At 64.0% G+C, this 15,081-nt stretch carries 16 protein-coding genes; 6 read left to right on the top strand and 10 right to left on the bottom strand.

The annotated features are described in order from the left end of the window. Positions 1-51: 51 nt before the first annotated feature. Positions 52-237 (bottom strand): hypothetical protein, encoded by a 186-nt coding sequence (locus FJ941_RS22450; protein WP_140509002.1) that lies wholly within the window; start codon positions 235-237, stop codon positions 52-54. A gap of 61 nt (positions 238-298) precedes the next feature. Here FJ941_RS22450 and FJ941_RS22455 point away from each other — a divergent pair, with 61 nt between their 5' ends. The 3 genes from FJ941_RS22455 to FJ941_RS22465 all read left to right on the top strand — a co-directional run bounded on the left by FJ941_RS22455 (position 299) and on the right by FJ941_RS22465 (position 2,656). Further along, a complete protein-coding gene (locus FJ941_RS22455; RefSeq protein WP_140509004.1) occupies positions 299-1,072 on the top strand; it encodes an amino acid ABC transporter substrate-binding protein in 774 nt (257 codons plus the stop codon). A gap of 136 nt (positions 1,073-1,208) precedes the next feature. Then, positions 1,209-1,889, top strand: coding sequence for an amino acid ABC transporter permease (locus FJ941_RS22460; RefSeq protein ID WP_027141826.1), 681 nt, complete (start codon positions 1,209-1,211; stop codon positions 1,887-1,889). Continuing rightward, positions 1,886-2,656, top strand: coding sequence for an amino acid ABC transporter ATP-binding protein (locus tag FJ941_RS22465; RefSeq protein WP_140509006.1), 771 nt, complete (start codon positions 1,886-1,888; stop codon positions 2,654-2,656). Before FJ941_RS22460 ends, FJ941_RS22465 begins: the two co-directional genes overlap by 4 nt. 78 nt (positions 2,657-2,734) lie before the next feature. On the opposite strand, the gene FJ941_RS22470 is transcribed toward FJ941_RS22465, so the two are convergent. The 6 genes from FJ941_RS22470 to FJ941_RS22495 all read right to left on the bottom strand — a co-directional run bounded on the left by FJ941_RS22470 (position 2,735) and on the right by FJ941_RS22495 (position 9,265). Then, entirely contained in the window at positions 2,735-3,316 is a 582-nt protein-coding gene (locus tag FJ941_RS22470) for a CarD family transcriptional regulator (protein ID WP_006327799.1), read from the bottom strand. A 382-nt stretch (positions 3,317-3,698) separates the two neighbouring features. Continuing rightward, positions 3,699-4,037: a ferredoxin FdxA gene (fdxA, locus tag FJ941_RS22475; protein WP_013892564.1), complete on the bottom strand. Its 339-nt coding sequence runs from the start codon at positions 4,035-4,037 to the stop codon at positions 3,699-3,701. Positions 4,038-4,273: 236 nt separating this feature from the next. Next, complete coding sequence (locus tag FJ941_RS22480) at positions 4,274-4,660, bottom strand: RNA-binding S4 domain-containing protein (RefSeq protein WP_140509007.1); 387 nt, start codon at positions 4,658-4,660, stop codon at positions 4,274-4,276. A 10-nt stretch (positions 4,661-4,670) separates the two neighbouring features. Then, complete coding sequence (locus FJ941_RS22485; protein WP_140509009.1) at positions 4,671-8,102, bottom strand: helicase-related protein; 3,432 nt, start codon at positions 8,100-8,102, stop codon at positions 4,671-4,673. A 298-nt stretch (positions 8,103-8,400) separates the two neighbouring features. Further along, a complete protein-coding gene (locus FJ941_RS22490) occupies positions 8,401-8,637 on the bottom strand; it encodes a hypothetical protein (protein WP_140509011.1) in 237 nt (78 codons plus the stop codon). Between the two features lie 139 nt (positions 8,638-8,776). Further along, positions 8,777-9,265: a TetR/AcrR family transcriptional regulator gene (locus FJ941_RS22495; protein ID WP_181169920.1), complete on the bottom strand. Its 489-nt coding sequence runs from the start codon at positions 9,263-9,265 to the stop codon at positions 8,777-8,779. On the opposite strand from FJ941_RS22495, the gene FJ941_RS22500 reads away from it, so the two are divergent. Then, on the top strand, positions 9,214-9,693 hold the full coding sequence (locus FJ941_RS22500; RefSeq protein WP_181169922.1) for an NAD(P)/FAD-dependent oxidoreductase: 480 nt from the start codon (positions 9,214-9,216) through the stop codon (positions 9,691-9,693). The genes FJ941_RS22495 and FJ941_RS22500 overlap by 52 nt on opposite strands. 97 nt (positions 9,694-9,790) lie before the next feature. Here FJ941_RS22500 and phbB read toward each other — a convergent pair whose 3' ends face one another. Both phbB and FJ941_RS22510 read right to left on the bottom strand, forming a co-directional pair. Then, positions 9,791-10,516 (bottom strand): acetoacetyl-CoA reductase, encoded by a 726-nt coding sequence (gene phbB / locus FJ941_RS22505; protein WP_140509015.1) that lies wholly within the window; start codon positions 10,514-10,516, stop codon positions 9,791-9,793. 108 nt (positions 10,517-10,624) lie between these two features. Beyond that, positions 10,625-11,803, bottom strand: coding sequence for an acetyl-CoA C-acetyltransferase (locus FJ941_RS22510; RefSeq protein WP_140509016.1), 1,179 nt, complete (start codon positions 11,801-11,803; stop codon positions 10,625-10,627). A gap of 296 nt (positions 11,804-12,099) precedes the next feature. Here FJ941_RS22510 and phaR point away from each other — a divergent pair, with 296 nt between their 5' ends. Next, positions 12,100-12,708 carry a polyhydroxyalkanoate synthesis repressor PhaR gene (gene phaR, locus FJ941_RS22515; RefSeq protein ID WP_027141834.1) on the top strand — a complete coding sequence of 203 codons (609 nt, stop codon included), beginning with the start codon at positions 12,100-12,102 and terminating at the stop codon, positions 12,706-12,708. Positions 12,709-12,728: 20 nt separating this feature from the next. Here the strand turns inward: phaR and FJ941_RS22520 are convergent, their stop codons facing one another. After that, positions 12,729-13,871, bottom strand: coding sequence for a citrate synthase (locus FJ941_RS22520; RefSeq protein ID WP_140509018.1), 1,143 nt, complete (start codon positions 13,869-13,871; stop codon positions 12,729-12,731). Between the two features lie 108 nt (positions 13,872-13,979). Here FJ941_RS22520 and FJ941_RS22525 point away from each other — a divergent pair, with 108 nt between their 5' ends. Beyond that, entirely contained in the window at positions 13,980-15,068 is a 1,089-nt protein-coding gene (locus FJ941_RS22525; RefSeq protein WP_140509086.1) for a citrate synthase/methylcitrate synthase, read from the top strand. The last annotated feature ends 13 nt before the right edge of the window (positions 15,069-15,081 follow it).

Below are 15,081 nucleotides of genomic sequence, written 5' to 3' on the forward strand. Positions count from 1 at the left end.
CGTGCGAATGACAAACTGGCAGGAACCGGCTTGAAATGACGGCGTCGTGCCCTAGAACAGCCAAAACTGCCGTGCGCGGGAAAGGTTCCGCTGGCGCAGGCAGGCGAGCGATGACGTCTGGGCAATTTCGGCACGGCTGCCCGGAATCCCGATGCTGCAACGAAATTCCTTTTGGAGTATTTGATTTCTGGAATTAGCCTTCTTTGAAATTTCGTTCCTTATTTTTTCGACCTGCATCTGTCATTTTCCAACCCTCACAACATGCCTGATATCAGGCCAAGGACGGGATCACAGAAAAATGAAATGGCTGAAGTCGCTCATCATCGCCGGAACGCTGCAGGCCCTGACGGTCGCATCGGGGCATGCCGGCGCCAATCTCGACCAGATCAAGCAGGCCGGCGTCATCAAGGTCGGTACGGAAGGCACTTACGCTCCGTTCACCTATCATGATGCATCCGGAGCGCTCGTCGGATTCGACGTCGAAATCGCCAAGGCGATCGCCGACAAGCTCGGCGTCAAGGCGCAGTTCCTCGAGGGCAAGTGGGACGGTCTGATCGCCGGCCTCGACGTCAACCGCTATGATGCCGTCATCAATGAAGTCGGCATCACCGATGCCCGCAAGGCCAAGTATGATTTCTCCGATCCCTACATCGCCTCCAAGGCGGTGCTGATCGTGCGCGGCGACAATACCGACATCAAGACTTTCGCCGATCTCAAGGGCAAGAAGTCGGCGCAGTCGCTAACCTCCAATTTCGGCAAACTGGCCGAGTCGAATGGCGCCGAACTGGTCGGCACAGATGGCTTCGACCAGTCGATCCAGCTGCTTTTGACCGGCCGTGCCGACGCCACCATCAACGACAGCCTGTCGTTCCTCGACTTCAAGAAGCACAAGCCCGACGCCAATGTGAAGATCGCCGCCCAGGAAGAGAATGCCGATTACTCCGGCGTCATTGTGCGCAAGGGCGATCCGGAGCTGGTCGCGGCCATCAACAAGGCCCTGGCCGACATCAAGGCCGACGGCACCTACCAGAAGATCGCCGACACCTATTTCGGCCAGGACGTCTCGAAGTAGTTCATAAGGCGGGGCGGTTGTCGCCCCGCAGCCCATCCAGCGGCGAGCCGTCTTTGACGGCTCGCCGCTTTTGTCGTGATATGGCTGACGCATTCGCGCTTCGATGACGCTGCCCGTCCCTTCCGGAGGATATTTCGTGCCGCACTGGCTGCAACTGATGCTGGATTCGCTGCCCTCGCTGCTGTGGGCAGCGTTGATCTTCACCGTGCCGCTGACGCTGCTGTCCTTCGTGCTCGGCCTGACGGTGGGATTGGGCGCAGCGCTCGGCCGGCTGTTCGGGCCGAAGCCGCTGGTGGCGCTCGTGCGCTTCTATGTCTGGATCTTCCGCGGCACGCCGCTCCTGGTGCAGCTGTTTCTGATCTTCTACGGCCTGCCGTCGGTCGGCATCCTGCTCGACGCCTTTACCGCGGCGCTGATCGGCTTCACGCTCAATATCGGCGCCTACACGTCGGAAATCATCCGCGCGGCGATCGGCTCGGTGCCGAAAGGCCAGTGGGAGGCCGCCTATTCGATCGGCATGACCTGGAGCCAGGCGATGCGGCGCACCATCCTGCCGCAAGCCGGCCGGGTGGCGGTGCCGCCGCTCTCCAACACCTTCATCTCGCTGGTCAAGGACACGTCGCTGGCCGCCGCCATCACCGTGCCGGAGATGTTCCAGGCGGCGCAGCGCATTGTCGCCACCACCTATGAGCCGCTCATCCTCTATGTCGAGGCGGCGATCCTCTATCTGGCGATGAGTTCGGTGCTTTCGGCCTTGCAGACACGGCTGGAGGAGCGGCTCAACCGCTATGGCGGCTTCCTGGAGGCACGCTCATGATCGGCCTCACCAACATCGAAAAGCGTTTCGGCGACAATCTCGTGCTGAAGGGGGTGACGGTTGCCATCGCCGAAGGCAGCGTCACCGCGCTGGTCGGGCCTTCGGGCGGGGGAAAAAGCACGCTGCTGCGCTGCATCAACCTCCTGGAGATCCCAACATCGGGCACGGTGCGGATCGGCGACGAGACGCTCGAGTTCCGTCCCGGCGGGAAGGTGTCCGCGGCGGACATAAGGCGTCTGCGCCTGCAGACCGGCATGGTGTTCCAGAATTTCCAGCTGTTTCCGCACCGTACCGCCATCGAAAATGTCATGGAGGGGCTGGTCACGGTGCTGAAATGGCCGGAGGCGCGCGCCCGCGAGCGGGCGCTCGCGCTGCTGGAAAAGGTCGGCATGGCGCACAAGGCGGATGCCTGGCCGGCGACGCTGTCGGGTGGCCAGCAGCAGCGCGTGGCGATCGCCCGGGCGCTGGCGCCGTCGCCGAAGGTGCTGCTGTGCGACGAACCGACTTCGGCACTCGACCCGGAACTGGCGCAGGAGGTGGTCGATGTGCTGAGTCAGCTCGCCAGCGAGGGAACGACCATGGTGATAGCGACGCATGATTTGCGCCTCGCCTCCAAGATCGCCCAGGAAGCGGTGTTCCTCGACGCCGGCGTCATCGTCGAGCAGGGGCCATCCGCCACGCTGTTCGGCAATCCGGAGCGCGAAAGGACCAAGCGGTTCATCGCCACGCTGAAGCAGGAGGCGGCGGAGAAGAAGGCCGGCGCATAGGCGCGGCAATCTCCGGCAATCCCAAAGACAAAAAACCCGGCGCAAGGCCGGGTTTTCGTTAACCCGAAGGCGAAAAGCTCAGGCGGCTTCTTCCTGCTCGGCTTCCTCATTGTCGGCCTTGGCGCCACGCTTGGGGCCTTTGTTGAGGTTGACCTCGATCAGGCGCACGGCTTCGGTTTCCGACATGCGGTTGACGGCCGCGATCTCGCGAGCCATGCGGTCGAGCGCCGCCTCGTAGAGCTGGCGTTCGGAATAGGACTGCTCCGGCTGGTTGTCGGCACGGTAGAGGTCGCGCACGACTTCCGAGATCGAGATCAGGTCGCCTGAATTGATCTTGGCATCGTATTCCTGGGCACGGCGCGACCACATGGTGCGCTTGACGCGGGCGCGACCCTGCACGACCTTCAGCGCGCGCTCGACATAATCCTCTTCCGACAGCTTGCGCATGCCGATCGAGGTCGCCTTGGCGACCGGCACCTTCAGGCGCATCTTATCCTTCTGGAAGTCGATGACGAACAGTTCCAGCTTGTGGCCGGCCACTTCCTGCTCATCGATCGAGACGATCTGCCCGACGCCATGCGCCGGATAGACGATGTACTCGCCGGTCTTGAAACCGTGACGCGCGGCAGTGGACTTCTTCTGCGGGGTGATCGTTGCCATTACGCCCTGAACTCCTTGTTGTGGGCCGGCGGCGGTGCCGGCTGAACTCGCGTGATCGGGGTCACCGACCATTAGCCGCACAACAGATGAACCCACCGGAAAGGCCGGGACCGGCAACCCGCACGAACTGCGGCCGCCTGGCCCAGATCGCTCTGGTCCGGAATGGGATTTTCACCTTTCAGTGATTTGGGGCGTCTGCGCCATAAATCGACGTTGTGTCACCGGCATGTTTTGCTGATGTAACACAAAAAGTCGGAAGAATCAAGGTTTTGCTGCGTAAGCGCAGGCCACAACCAATCGCCGCCTGTCAAGGCGGTTAATCCGACGTGCCTGTTACGCCGCGTCATACAAGCCTTTACAGCGGCCCTTTACAGCGGCGTTGTCAATCGCCTTCGCCCGGCTCGGCGGAGAAGTATTTCTCGAACTTGCCGGCCTCTCCGTCGAAGGTCTTGGCGTCGGCCGGCGGCTCCTTCTTGGCGGTGATGTTGGGCCATTTCTCGGCGTATTCGGTGTTGATCTGCAGCCATTTGTCGAGGCCGGACTCGGTGTCGGGCTTGATCGCGTCGGCCGGGCATTCCGGCTCGCAGACGCCGCAGTCGATGCACTCGTCGGGATGGATGACGAGCATGTTCTCGCCCTCGTAGAAACAGTCGACCGGACAGACCTCGATGCAGTCCATATATTTGCATTTGATGCAGTTGTCGGTCACGACATAGGTCATCGGTCGGCTCCGGGATGTCCCGTTTTTGTTGGCTTTTTTTGTGAGGTAACGCCTTTATCGGCCGCTTGCAAGGGTAGCCATTCCCAGCGGCGCCAGGGTTTGGGAATGGAATTCCAGGCGGCCGGTGCCACGAGGGCCTGACATGCCCCACCGGCCGTCGCGTTTGCCGCTCCCGCTTCTGTTTTTTGTTTGTCTTTGCCCTCGGGAAACACACCCCCGCGTCTGGTCGACAAGGCTCAATCTTCACCGAGCAATCGGTCGGTCTGGCGGCGCTCTTTTTTGGTCGGGCGGCTGCTGCCTGCCTCGCGCTGCGCAGGGATAGCATCGGGAAGGGCGTCGGCCTTGGGTGCGAGCGGCGGCGACATGTCTTCATAAAGTGTGCGAGCTTCCTCGGCCGGGCCACGCCGCACACCGGCGCCGAGCACCTTCCAAACGAAGATACGCCGGTCGAGCGTGATGGTCAGCACATCGCCTGGCTTGACCAGATCGGAAGCCTGCGCTGCTTTGTCGCGATTGATGCGCACGCGGCCGGCTACAACCAATTTGGCCGCCAGCGATCGCGATTTCACCGCGCGCGAGAAGAACAGCCATTTGTCGATGCGCTGGCGGTCTTCAGCAACCATCGAAGTGAGCCTACTTCTTTAATTGGTCGCGTAAGGCTGCGAGCTTGGCGAAGGGGGAATCCGGGTCGAAGCGCACCGGGCGCTCCTCGCGCGGCTTGGGCTGGAAGGCGGGCTTTCCGCCCCCCTTGCCGCGATCGGGGCCCTTGCCTTCCGGCCTGCCACCCTTCCAGTCGGGCCGGCCTTCGCGGCGCTCGGGACGCTCGCCTTGCGGGCGGCCATCGCGACGCTCAGCGCCTTCGCCTTGCGGCTTGGGCTTGAACTTCGAGCGGTCGAAGCGTGGCTTGCCGGCGCCGTCGCGGCGTCCTTCATGGGCGGGACGGTCCGCGGGAGCGCCTGTTGCCGGTGCACCGGCGGCATCGGCCGTCGCATTGCCTCGGCCGCGCGCCTGTCCGTTCTGCGGGCGGTTGTTGCGGCCGTCGCGATGGCGCGGACGCTGGTCAAAGCGACCTTGGCGCCACAACAGGATCGGCTTTGGCGCTTCGGCTTCCTGCGCGTGTTCGCCGGCAGCGTCCGCAACTGCCACTGGTTCGGTGGCTTCCGTCGGCGCGGAGGCCTCGACGGTCGGCTCCGCCGCTGCGGCGTTCTCTTCTGTGGGCGCGGCGTCAATCTCGGCAGTTTCAGGTTCGGTCTGCGGTTCAACCGGCGCCGGCTCGACCGGTTCAACGGCGGCTTCGGCTACCGGCGCCTGTTCGCCCGCAACTTCGGCCGTGGCTTCCGCCTGTTCTTGCGCGACAGGCTCTGCTGCCGTTTCCGCGATGACCTCGGCCGGAGCTTCGATGGCGGCCTCGGCGGCTGCCGTTGCCGAACCCTCGACCTCCGCGGCCGCATCTACAGCGCCGGCTTCCGTTACTGCGGCTTCCACTGCCGCCTCTTCCGCCGCCTTGGCCTGTTCCGCGCGAGCTGCCTCTTCGGCTGCCTGCTTGGCTGCGGCGGCTTCCCGCGCGGCAGTGTCCTGCGCTTCCAGCCGTGCCTTGACTTCAGCAGCCGGTTTCGGCTCGGCGCGATAGCCTAGGCCCTTGAGGATCTCTTCCATGTCGTCGGCGGTGGCTCCGAGGATCGACATCATCGGCGGCGTCACCATGAAAGACTGGCCGTCATAGGCGCCGTCCGGTCGCTGGCCGAGGCCGGGCTTCCAGTTGGTCGCCGGGCGGATCAGGTCGGCCAGCCGCTCGAGAATGTCGATGCGTACGGCGCGGCGGCCGAGATTGCGGTAGCCGGCAAGCTTATAGAACGCCTTGTCGAAGGCCGGATCGATGACCACCGAGGTGCGGCCCGACGCCAGCGCATGGACGACGTCGCCGAAGCCAGGCTTGTCCTTGCCGTCGTTCTTCAGCGCCCACAGTAAGGTCACCAGTCCGGCGGGGGCCGGCTTGATCAGCGCCGGCACGAAGACGTGGTAGGCACCGAAGCGCACGCCGAGCCGGCGAAGTGCCGCGCGACCTTCCTGGTCGAGCGACTTCATCTCCTCGGCGATGTCGCGGCGATTGATGAGGCCGAAATTCTCGACCAGCTGGAAGGCGATGCCGCGGCCGATGCCGGAAATCTGCTCGGCGTTTTTCAGATCGACCAGCGGCTTCAACAGGGATTCGATCTGGAAATTGACGAAGCGTTCGGCGCGCGCGGCGACCTTGTCGCGGGCCGGGCCCGTCAGCTGTTCGTCAGCCAGCAACACTAGGCGCGGCTTCAGCGCGTCCTCGCCCGAGACCAGCGTGCCGATCGGCGCGCCGATCCAGCGCAGCGTGCCGTCCGAACCGAGCGCGAGATCGCCATTGGCGCAGGCGCCGAAGCGCTCCGCGCGTGCCTCGAATTCGGCGGCCAGCGCCTTTTGCGCGGCCGTGCGCACGGCCTTGGCGTCCTCGCCGCCGGCGGTCTGGTCGGCGGTGAAGCGGAACCCTTGCAACTCGCCGACATGATGGCCTTCGACAAGGACGGTTCCGGTAGGGCTGATTTCGGCTTCAGGCATGGTATTTTCTCTAAGGCGCCGCATGAGGACGGAAGTCCTGCGGTCTACGAAGCGTTTCGTCAACCGCTCATGCAGCGCATCCGACAATCTGTCTTCGATTTCGCGCGTCTTTTCCCGCCAGTGTGCCTGATCGGCCAGCCAGCCGGGCCGGTTCGACACGAATGTCCAGGTGCGGATCTGGGCAATGCGGTGCGACAGCGTATCGATGTCGCCCTCGGTGGTGTCGGCGCGGCGCACCTGCTCGGCCATGTAATTTTCGTCGACATGGCCATGCCGGGCGAGGTCCATGTAGATCGAGGCGATGAGATCGGCATGCTGGGCCGGCGCAATCTTGCGATAGTCGGGCAGCGCGCAGGCTTCCCACAGCAGCGCCACACGTTTGGCGTTGGTTGCGAGCGCGCGGATGTCCTCGTCGCGGGAGAGATGTTCGAGCGCTTGTGCATCGACGGCCGGCAGCGCGCGTGTCAGGCCCTCGACTGGGGCGTTGGTTTCGATCGACCGCTTCAGCGCATCGAGGCTGGCGAAATCGAATTGCGCGGTGCGCCATTGCAGCACCTTCACCGGGTCGAAGTCATGGCCCTCGATCTTCTGGACCAGATCCTCGTCGAGCGGATCGACCTGGCCGGTGACGCCAAACGTGCCGTCGCGCAGATGCCGGCCGGCGCGGCCGGCGATCTGGCCGAGTTCGGCCGCCGTCAGATTGCGGTACTGGTAGCCGTCGAACTTGCGGTTCTGGGCAAAGGCGACATGGTCGAGATCGAGGTTAAGCCCCATGCCGATCGCGTCGGTGGCAATGAGGTAGTCGACATCACCCGACTGGAACAGCGCCACCTGGGCATTGCGGGTGCGGGGCGACAGCGCCCCGAGCACGACGGCGGCACCGCCCTGCTGGCGGCGGATCAGCTCGGCGATGGCGTAGACCTCGTCGGCGGAGAAGGCGACGATCGCGGTACGCCGTGGCAGGCGGGTCAGTTTCTTGGAGCCGGCATAGGCCAGATGCGACAGCCGCGGCCGCGTCACCACGGAGATGCCCTTCAGCAGCCGCTGGAGGATGCCGTGCATGGTGGCCGCGCCGAGCAGCAGCGTTTCCTGGCGGCCGCGCAGATGCAGGATACGGTCGGTGAAGATATGGCCGCGCTCGAGGTCGCCGGCCAGTTGCACCTCGTCGATGGCGACGAAGGCGGCGTCGGTCTCGCGCGGCATGGCTTCGACGGTGCAGACCGAATATTTGGCGCCTTGCGGCTGGATCTTCTCCTCGCCGGTGATCAACGCCACCTTGTGGGCGCCGACCTTCTCGCAGACGCGGGTGTAGACCTCGCGCGCCAGCAGCCTCAGCGGCAGGCCGATGACGCCGGTTTCGTGCGCCACCATGCGCTCGATGGCGAGATGGGTCTTGCCGGTGTTGGTGGGGCCAAGCACTGCGGTCACGTCGCGGCCCGACAGGATCAGCGGCTCGGTGTGTTTCTGCTGGATGTTCATCGGCTCGGAAATAAGGCTTTCTGGCCTCTCGTGGTCGGGAGCGTGCCTGGACGGCGCGTATGACAGCCGACACATAGGGATTTCGGGCGCGAAGCGAAAGCGGAATGTTCCAACCGGTTTCCGAAGACGTCCGCGTCAGCCCGCAAATCAGCCCTTGCTTAACAGTTGGAACGAGTCTGGAACGAATCAGCGACGAATCGGTGACTCCGTCAGGTTCAGCTTTTGTTCACGGCTAGATATGGATTTTGGGACCTCGAGTCTCACCACATGCTGAATCACCGGATTGGCCCGTTTTATGCTAGGCGGGCTTTGCCGTTAATCTTTGCCTGTGAAGGATGCGGGAGGATCGGTATGCCCCGCTCAAAGTTATGAAATCGTTAACCTTTCTGAACTCGACATTAAGGAATAGCAGGCGATCGCGGCCATTAATGTTAACATTGCGCTCAAAGCCGGAACGAATCGGCGACAAATCAGCGTCAGCGGTTTTTTCTCCTTTTGTTCCCCCAATATCTTGTGTTGTGAACAGCTTATCCACCGAGAATCCACAGGCTTGACCACAGGGTTTCGCACAGACGCGCTGCCGCCATTAACCTTTGCGTGCCGGAACAGGACATGTCGGGTTGGGAGGGTCCGATAATGTCGTGATCATGCGCACAGCAATGCTCGCCGCCGGTTCAGGATGCATCCACCCCGGTTGCATAGCGCTGCAGGACCGGACCGACATCCCTGATGATTTCTTCGTGCGATAAGGCTACGACGGGCGGCAGCCGCAGCAGATATCGGCACGTCGCCAGACCCAGCAACTGGCTGGCGACGAGGCCGGCGCGCCGGCCGGCGTCGGAGGGGTCGCCGAACGGTGCCACAACCAGCCGGACCTGAGTGGCGAATACGTCGCGCACCTTCTCCGCGGCGAATTCATTGGACGCAGCCGAGCGCAGCAGAATGACCATGCCGGTGGCGCTGGGAGAATTCTCCCAAGTGCGAAGAAAACGCCGGATGATTGCGTCGCCGATGGAAGCCCGGTCGGTCACCTGCGTTGCGGGCAGTTGCAGGTCGAACAGCGCCGCCCTGGCGAACAGCTCATCCTTGCTGCGGAAGTAGCCCGGCGAAGGTGCTCGACCTGAGTTGGAGTACACGTTTTCGCGTTCATCATCGCATCGCAAAGTCCTGTCGCCATCGGTCGTTGTTCGTCATGGGCGATGCTGCCCATGTGCACAGCCCCGCCGGCGGTCAAGGCATGAACACCGGTCTGATCGATGCCGTGGTGCTGGGAGAAGTACTCGGCGACGTGATCAACGGCATCCGCGGCGAAAGCGAACTCGAGCTTTACGAGACGCTTCGCCGTCCAGCGGCGCAGGAAGTGATTGACCTCGCGGGCAGGCTGACCGGCATGGCACTCACGCGCACCCCGTTCCGGCGCTTCCTGCGCAACCTCGTCCTCGGCTTCGTCAATATCAACCCGATCGCCAAGCGCAAGATTTCACTGAAGCTGTCAGGTCTCAGCCGGGCCGATATGGCCAAGCTGCCGGCACCGTCACAATCGGGTGTACGCAAGCAGTCCATGAAAAGCGGGCTTAAGCTGGTCGCATGAATCGACAGCGCCCGCTTCCGTGTCCGTATGGGCGAGCATCAAAAATGAAAGCGCCGGCGGAACTGCCGGCACTTTCAGATTTGGCTACACGGTTTGATCAGACGAAGTACTGGCCACCGTTGGCGGTGAGGGTCGAGCCGGTGATGAAGCCGGCGTCTTCGGAAGCGAGGAAGACGACGCAGCGCGCGATCTCTTCCGGTTCGCCAAGGCGGCCGACCGGGATTTGCGGGATGATGCGCTCGTTGAGCACCTTTTCGTCGATTGCCTTGACCATCTCGGTGGCGATGTAGCCAGGGCAGATGACGTTGACGGTGATGCCCGCGCGGGCGCCTTCCTGGGCGAGCGCCTTCGAGAAGCCGATGTCGCCGGCCTTGGCGGCGGAGTAATTGACCTGACCGGCCTGGCCCTTCTGGCCGTTGATCGAGGAGATGGTGATGACGCGGCCGAACTTGCGGTCGCGCATGCCGCCCCACAGCGGATGGGTCATGTTGAAGACACCGGACAGATTGGTGTCGATGACCTCTTTCCACTGCTCGCGGGTGATCTTGTGGAACATGGCGTCGCGGGTGATGCCGGCATTGTTGACCAGCACCGAGACAGGGCCGAGGTCGGCCTCGACTTGTTTGATCCCGGCCGCGCAAGCGTCATAGTCGGCGACCGACCATCTGTAGACCGGGATGCCGGTCCGCGCCTTGAACTTCGCCGCCGTCTCGTCATTGCCGGCGTAGTTCGCGGCAACCGAATAGCCGGCGTTCTTCAAAGCGATCGAGATCGCCGCGCCGATGCCGCGCGATCCACCGGTGACGATTGCAACCTTGGTCATGCATTTTCCCCTTTTTGAAATCGCCCTGTTGTCGGGCTTGGCAGGCACTGGATCTATACAGGCACCACATGTGAAACGGGCGGCTTGCGCCGCCCGTTTCAAGGTCTATCAGAAAGCCTCCACACACATGGCGACGCCCATGCCACCGCCGATGCATAGGGTGGCCAGCCCCTTCTTGGCGCCGCGTCGGCGCATTTCGAAGACCAGCGTGTTGAAGATGCGGGCGCCCGAGGCGCCGATCGGGTGGCCGATGGCGATGGCGCCGCCATTGACGTTGACGATCGAGGGATCCCAGCCCATGTCCTTGTTGACAGCGCAGGCCTGTGCGGCGAACGCCTCGTTGGCCTCGACAAGGTCGAGATCCCCTGCCGACCAACCGGCCCGTTCCAAAGCCTTGCGTGAAGCGGGAATGGGTCCGGTGCCCATGATCGCCGGATCGACGCCGGCGGTCGCCCAGGAGGCGATGCGCGCCAGCGGGGTGATGCCGCGCCTGGCGGCTTCCGCTTCGCTCATCAGCAGCGCGCCGGCGGCACCGTCATTGATGCCGGAGGCATTGGCGGCCGTCACCGTGCCATCCTTGTCGAAGGCCGGCTTCAGCTTGGTCATGGCATCGATCGTGGCGCCGTGGCGGATGTATTCATCCTGATCGACAACCGTGTCGCCCTTCTTGCCCTTGATGGTGAAGGCGACGATCTCGTCCTTGAACTTGCCCGCCTTCTGCGCGGCCTCGGCCTTGTTCTGCGAGGCCAGTGCGAACTGGTCCTGATCGTCGCGGGTGATCTGGAACTGCCGGGCGACGTTCTCGGCGGTGTTGCCCATGTGGTAGCCATTGAAGGCGTCCCACAGTCCGTCCTTGATCATGGTGTCGATCATCTTGTAGTCGCCCATCTTGACGCCGGCGCGCAGGTGCTCGGCGTGCGGCGACAGCGACATCGATTCCTGGCCGCCGGCGATGATCACCTTGGCGTCACCGGTGGCGATCTGCTGCATGCCGAGCGCGATGGCGCGCAGGCCCGAACCGCAAACCTGGTTGAGGCCCCAGGCGGTGGTCTCCTTGGGCAGGCCGGCCAGCATCGAGGCCTGGCGGGCCGGGTTCTGGCCTTGCGCCGCGGTCAGCACCTGGCCGAGGATAACCTCGTCGACCTCGCCCGCCTCGACACCGGCACGCGCCAAAAGTTCCTTGACGACGACGGCGCCGAGTTCATGCGCGGGCGTGGCGGCGAAGGCACCGTTGAAGGAGCCTACGGCCGTGCGCGCGGCGCTGGCAATGACGATGGAAGCGGACATTTTTTTCTCCAGACTTCAAGGGTGTTGTTGTGCCGTTGAGGACTTTTCTTGCCCTTTCCCGATCCCAAGTCAAACCGGAAATCGGCATGGCGCCCATGCGCCACAAGCAGGCCAAGTCTCGCCGCTCCGGTGACCCAGCCGCTGCTGCGCAGCATATTTAGCCTGCCATGCAGCATTATATGATCCCGCAGTGCACAAACTGCTTGGAATTGTAAGGCTTTTGCGCATATCCTCAAAAAGGGCGCAATCGTTACCGGCTGCTTACTCAGGCGTGCCGGTGTCCGGGGAGGATGCAGATGGCCGCAAAAGACGACCCGATCATTATCAAGAAATACGCCAACCGCCGCCTCTATAATACGGGGACGAGCACCTATGTGACGCTCGAGGATTTGGCCGAAATGGTCAAGAAGGGCGAGGAATTCACCGTCCAGGACGCCAAGACCGGTGACGACATCACCCATCCGGTGCTGACCCAGATCATTTTCGAGCTGGAGAACAAGGATGGGCAGAACATGCTGCCGATCCCGTTCCTGCGCCAGCTGATCGCCTTCTACGGCGACCAGATGCAGATGATCGTGCCGAGTTTCCTCGAACAGTCGATGATCGCCTTCTCAAAGGAACAGGAGCGGTTCCGCGAGCAGATGAAGGGCGCCATCGGCAAGTCGCCGCTGGACGTGATGAAGATGGCGACGCCGATCAAGGCGCTGGAAGAACAGACGCGCCGCAACATGGAGATGTTCCAGAATGCGATGCGGCTGTTCACGCCATTTCCGCCTCCGGGCTCGGCGCCCGCCGCGGCGCCCGCCGAACCGGCCAGGAAAGAAACGCCGGAAAAGCCGGACGATCTGCAACAGCTGAAGGACCAGATCGCGGCCATGCAGCGCAAGCTCGACACGATGTCGTAAGCGCATAGCGCTCACGACATTTATGGCAGCAATCCTTCATAGCGGCCGCGCGGCCGGATGATGCTGCCGCTCACGATCTGTTCGACCATGTGCGCGGCCCAGCCGACGCTGCGTCCAAGCGCGAACAGGTGGAACGGTGCATCGCGCGGCAAGCCAAGGCCGCGCGTCAGCACGGCCAGGGCAAAATCTATGTTCGGTTGAGCGCCGGTCGCGGCAATGGCGGCGGTTTCCAGCGACCGCAACGTCTCGTCGGTGTTGTCGAGGCCCGCCAGAAGCGCTGCGGCCCGGGGATCGCCCTCGGGATAGAGCGGGTGGCCGAATCCTGGCAGTGGCCGGTCGTGGCCAAGCCAGCGCCGGATCGCGGCCTCGGCGCCATGCCGCGCCGCGTCTTCGGCGAGTTGCATCACGGCTTCGCCAGCGCCGCCGTGGCGGGGACCGGACAGTGTCGCCAAGCCCGCCAGCAGACACGCGGCGGGCGAAGCTCCGGTCGAGGCCGCGACGCGGGCCGCGAAGGTCGATGCGTTGAGTTCGTGATCGGCGAGCAGGACAAGGACGCGACGGATCGCTTCCGCGCCATCATCGTCCACCGACCAGCCCCGTGCCAATCGCTGGTGTACCGGTTCCGGTCCCGCCATGGCACCGAGGGCGCTGGCCAGAACGCCGATCGCGTGCGCGGCGTCGGCGCACAGCGAGGCAGCACTTCGTCCAAGCGAAGGCCGCGCCTGGCCGGCTAGCAAGGCGAGTTGCGCAAAGGCCGGGGCGCGACCGATCTGGGGCGGTGCATCTGGCGACGGCGCTTCGAAACTGATCGGGCCGGGCAGAGCCCAGAGCAGTCCGGCGGTTTCTTCCAGCGTGGTACGGTCGGACAGCGCAACCGCGTCCCGGCCCCGATAGATGAGGTGGCCGTGCCAGACTGTCGAGATCGCGGTGACGATCGACGGCTCGCCCCAGGCGATCGCGCTTTCGGCAATGGCCGCAGGGCTGCGCCCGCGCGCCCTTCGCGTCGCCAGCGCCGCGATGTCGTCGGCGCGGTACTGGCTGCGGCGCGGATCGGCCCGATCCGGGCGCATGCCGATGCGGCCGCGGCTGACATAGGCATAGAGCGTTTGCGGCCTCACCCTGAGCCTTTCCAGCGCCTCTTCCCGCGACAACCATTCGGACATATCGAGCTCGGATATTGATTATATTGATCAAGATTGATGCTTATGGCGACCATCCTTATCTCCCACCGGGAAAAGCTTCAAGGAGACAAGGCGATGGCGAACGGGGCGATGGCGAATGGGCTCGATGATGTGGTGGCGGCCGAAACAGTGCTGTCCGATGTGGATGGTCTGGGTGGCCGCCTGACGATCCGCGGCCACTCGCTTGGGGAATTGGCAGGGCGATGGAGTTACGCCCAGGTCGTGCGCCTGCTGCTGGACGGGTTCTTCGACGATCTGCCTGGCGACGCCGAACTGTCGGCAAGGTTGGGTGAGGCTCGCGTCGAGGTGTTCGACCGGCTCGCGGTTTCGCTGCCCTTGCTGGCACCGCTCGATATCTACAGCGCCATGCGCGCCGGCATGGCCTTGCTGCCGGATGGCGAGACGCTGACGGACGCCTTGCGGCTGATCGCGGGGCCCGCGGTGCTGACGCCGGCCCTGCTGCGCCTGCGGCGCGGCGAGCAGCCGATCGCACCCGACGGCAAGGCGGATCATGCCGCCGACATGTTAGGGATGCTCAAGGGTTCCGTCCCGTCGCCGGCATTGGCAAAGGCGCTCGACACCTATCTGGTCACCGTCTGCGACCATGGCCTCAATGCCTCGACCTTCGCCACCCGCGTCGTTGCTTCGACCTTGGCGGGCCTGACATCGTCGGTGCTGGCCGGCCTTGGCGCGCTCAAGGGCCCGCTGCATGGCGGCGCGCCTGGTCCTGTCATTGAGATGCTCGACGCCATCGCCGCGCATGGCGACGCTGCCGGCTGGCTGCGCGACAAGATCGCGCATGGCGAGCGCATCATGGGCTTCGGCCATCGCATCTACCGCGTGCGCGATCCGCGTGCCGATGTGCTGAAAGCAGTGGTGCGCAAGCTTGGCGGCGAGGGCGACACCGGCCGCCGGCTGGCTTTCGCCGAGGGGGTCGAGCAAACCGCGCTCGACGTGCTTCGGATCGCCAAGCCGCAGCGCTCGCTGCAGACCAATGTCGAATTCTACACCGCGCTGGTGCTGGAAGCGGCGGGATTTCCGCCCGGTGCCTTCAGCAATGTCTTTGCCGCCGGGCGCGTTGCCGGCTGGGTCGCGCACGCGCGCGAGCAGCAGACGACCGGACGGCTGATCCGTCCGCAGTCCCGCTATGTCGGGCCGGTGCCGGACCTCGTCGCCTAGATTCTCTGTTTGT

Source organism: Mesorhizobium sp. B2-3-13 (assembly GCF_006442195.1).
In the GTDB taxonomy this organism is placed as follows: Bacteria; Pseudomonadota; Alphaproteobacteria; order Rhizobiales; family Rhizobiaceae; genus Mesorhizobium; species Mesorhizobium salmacidum.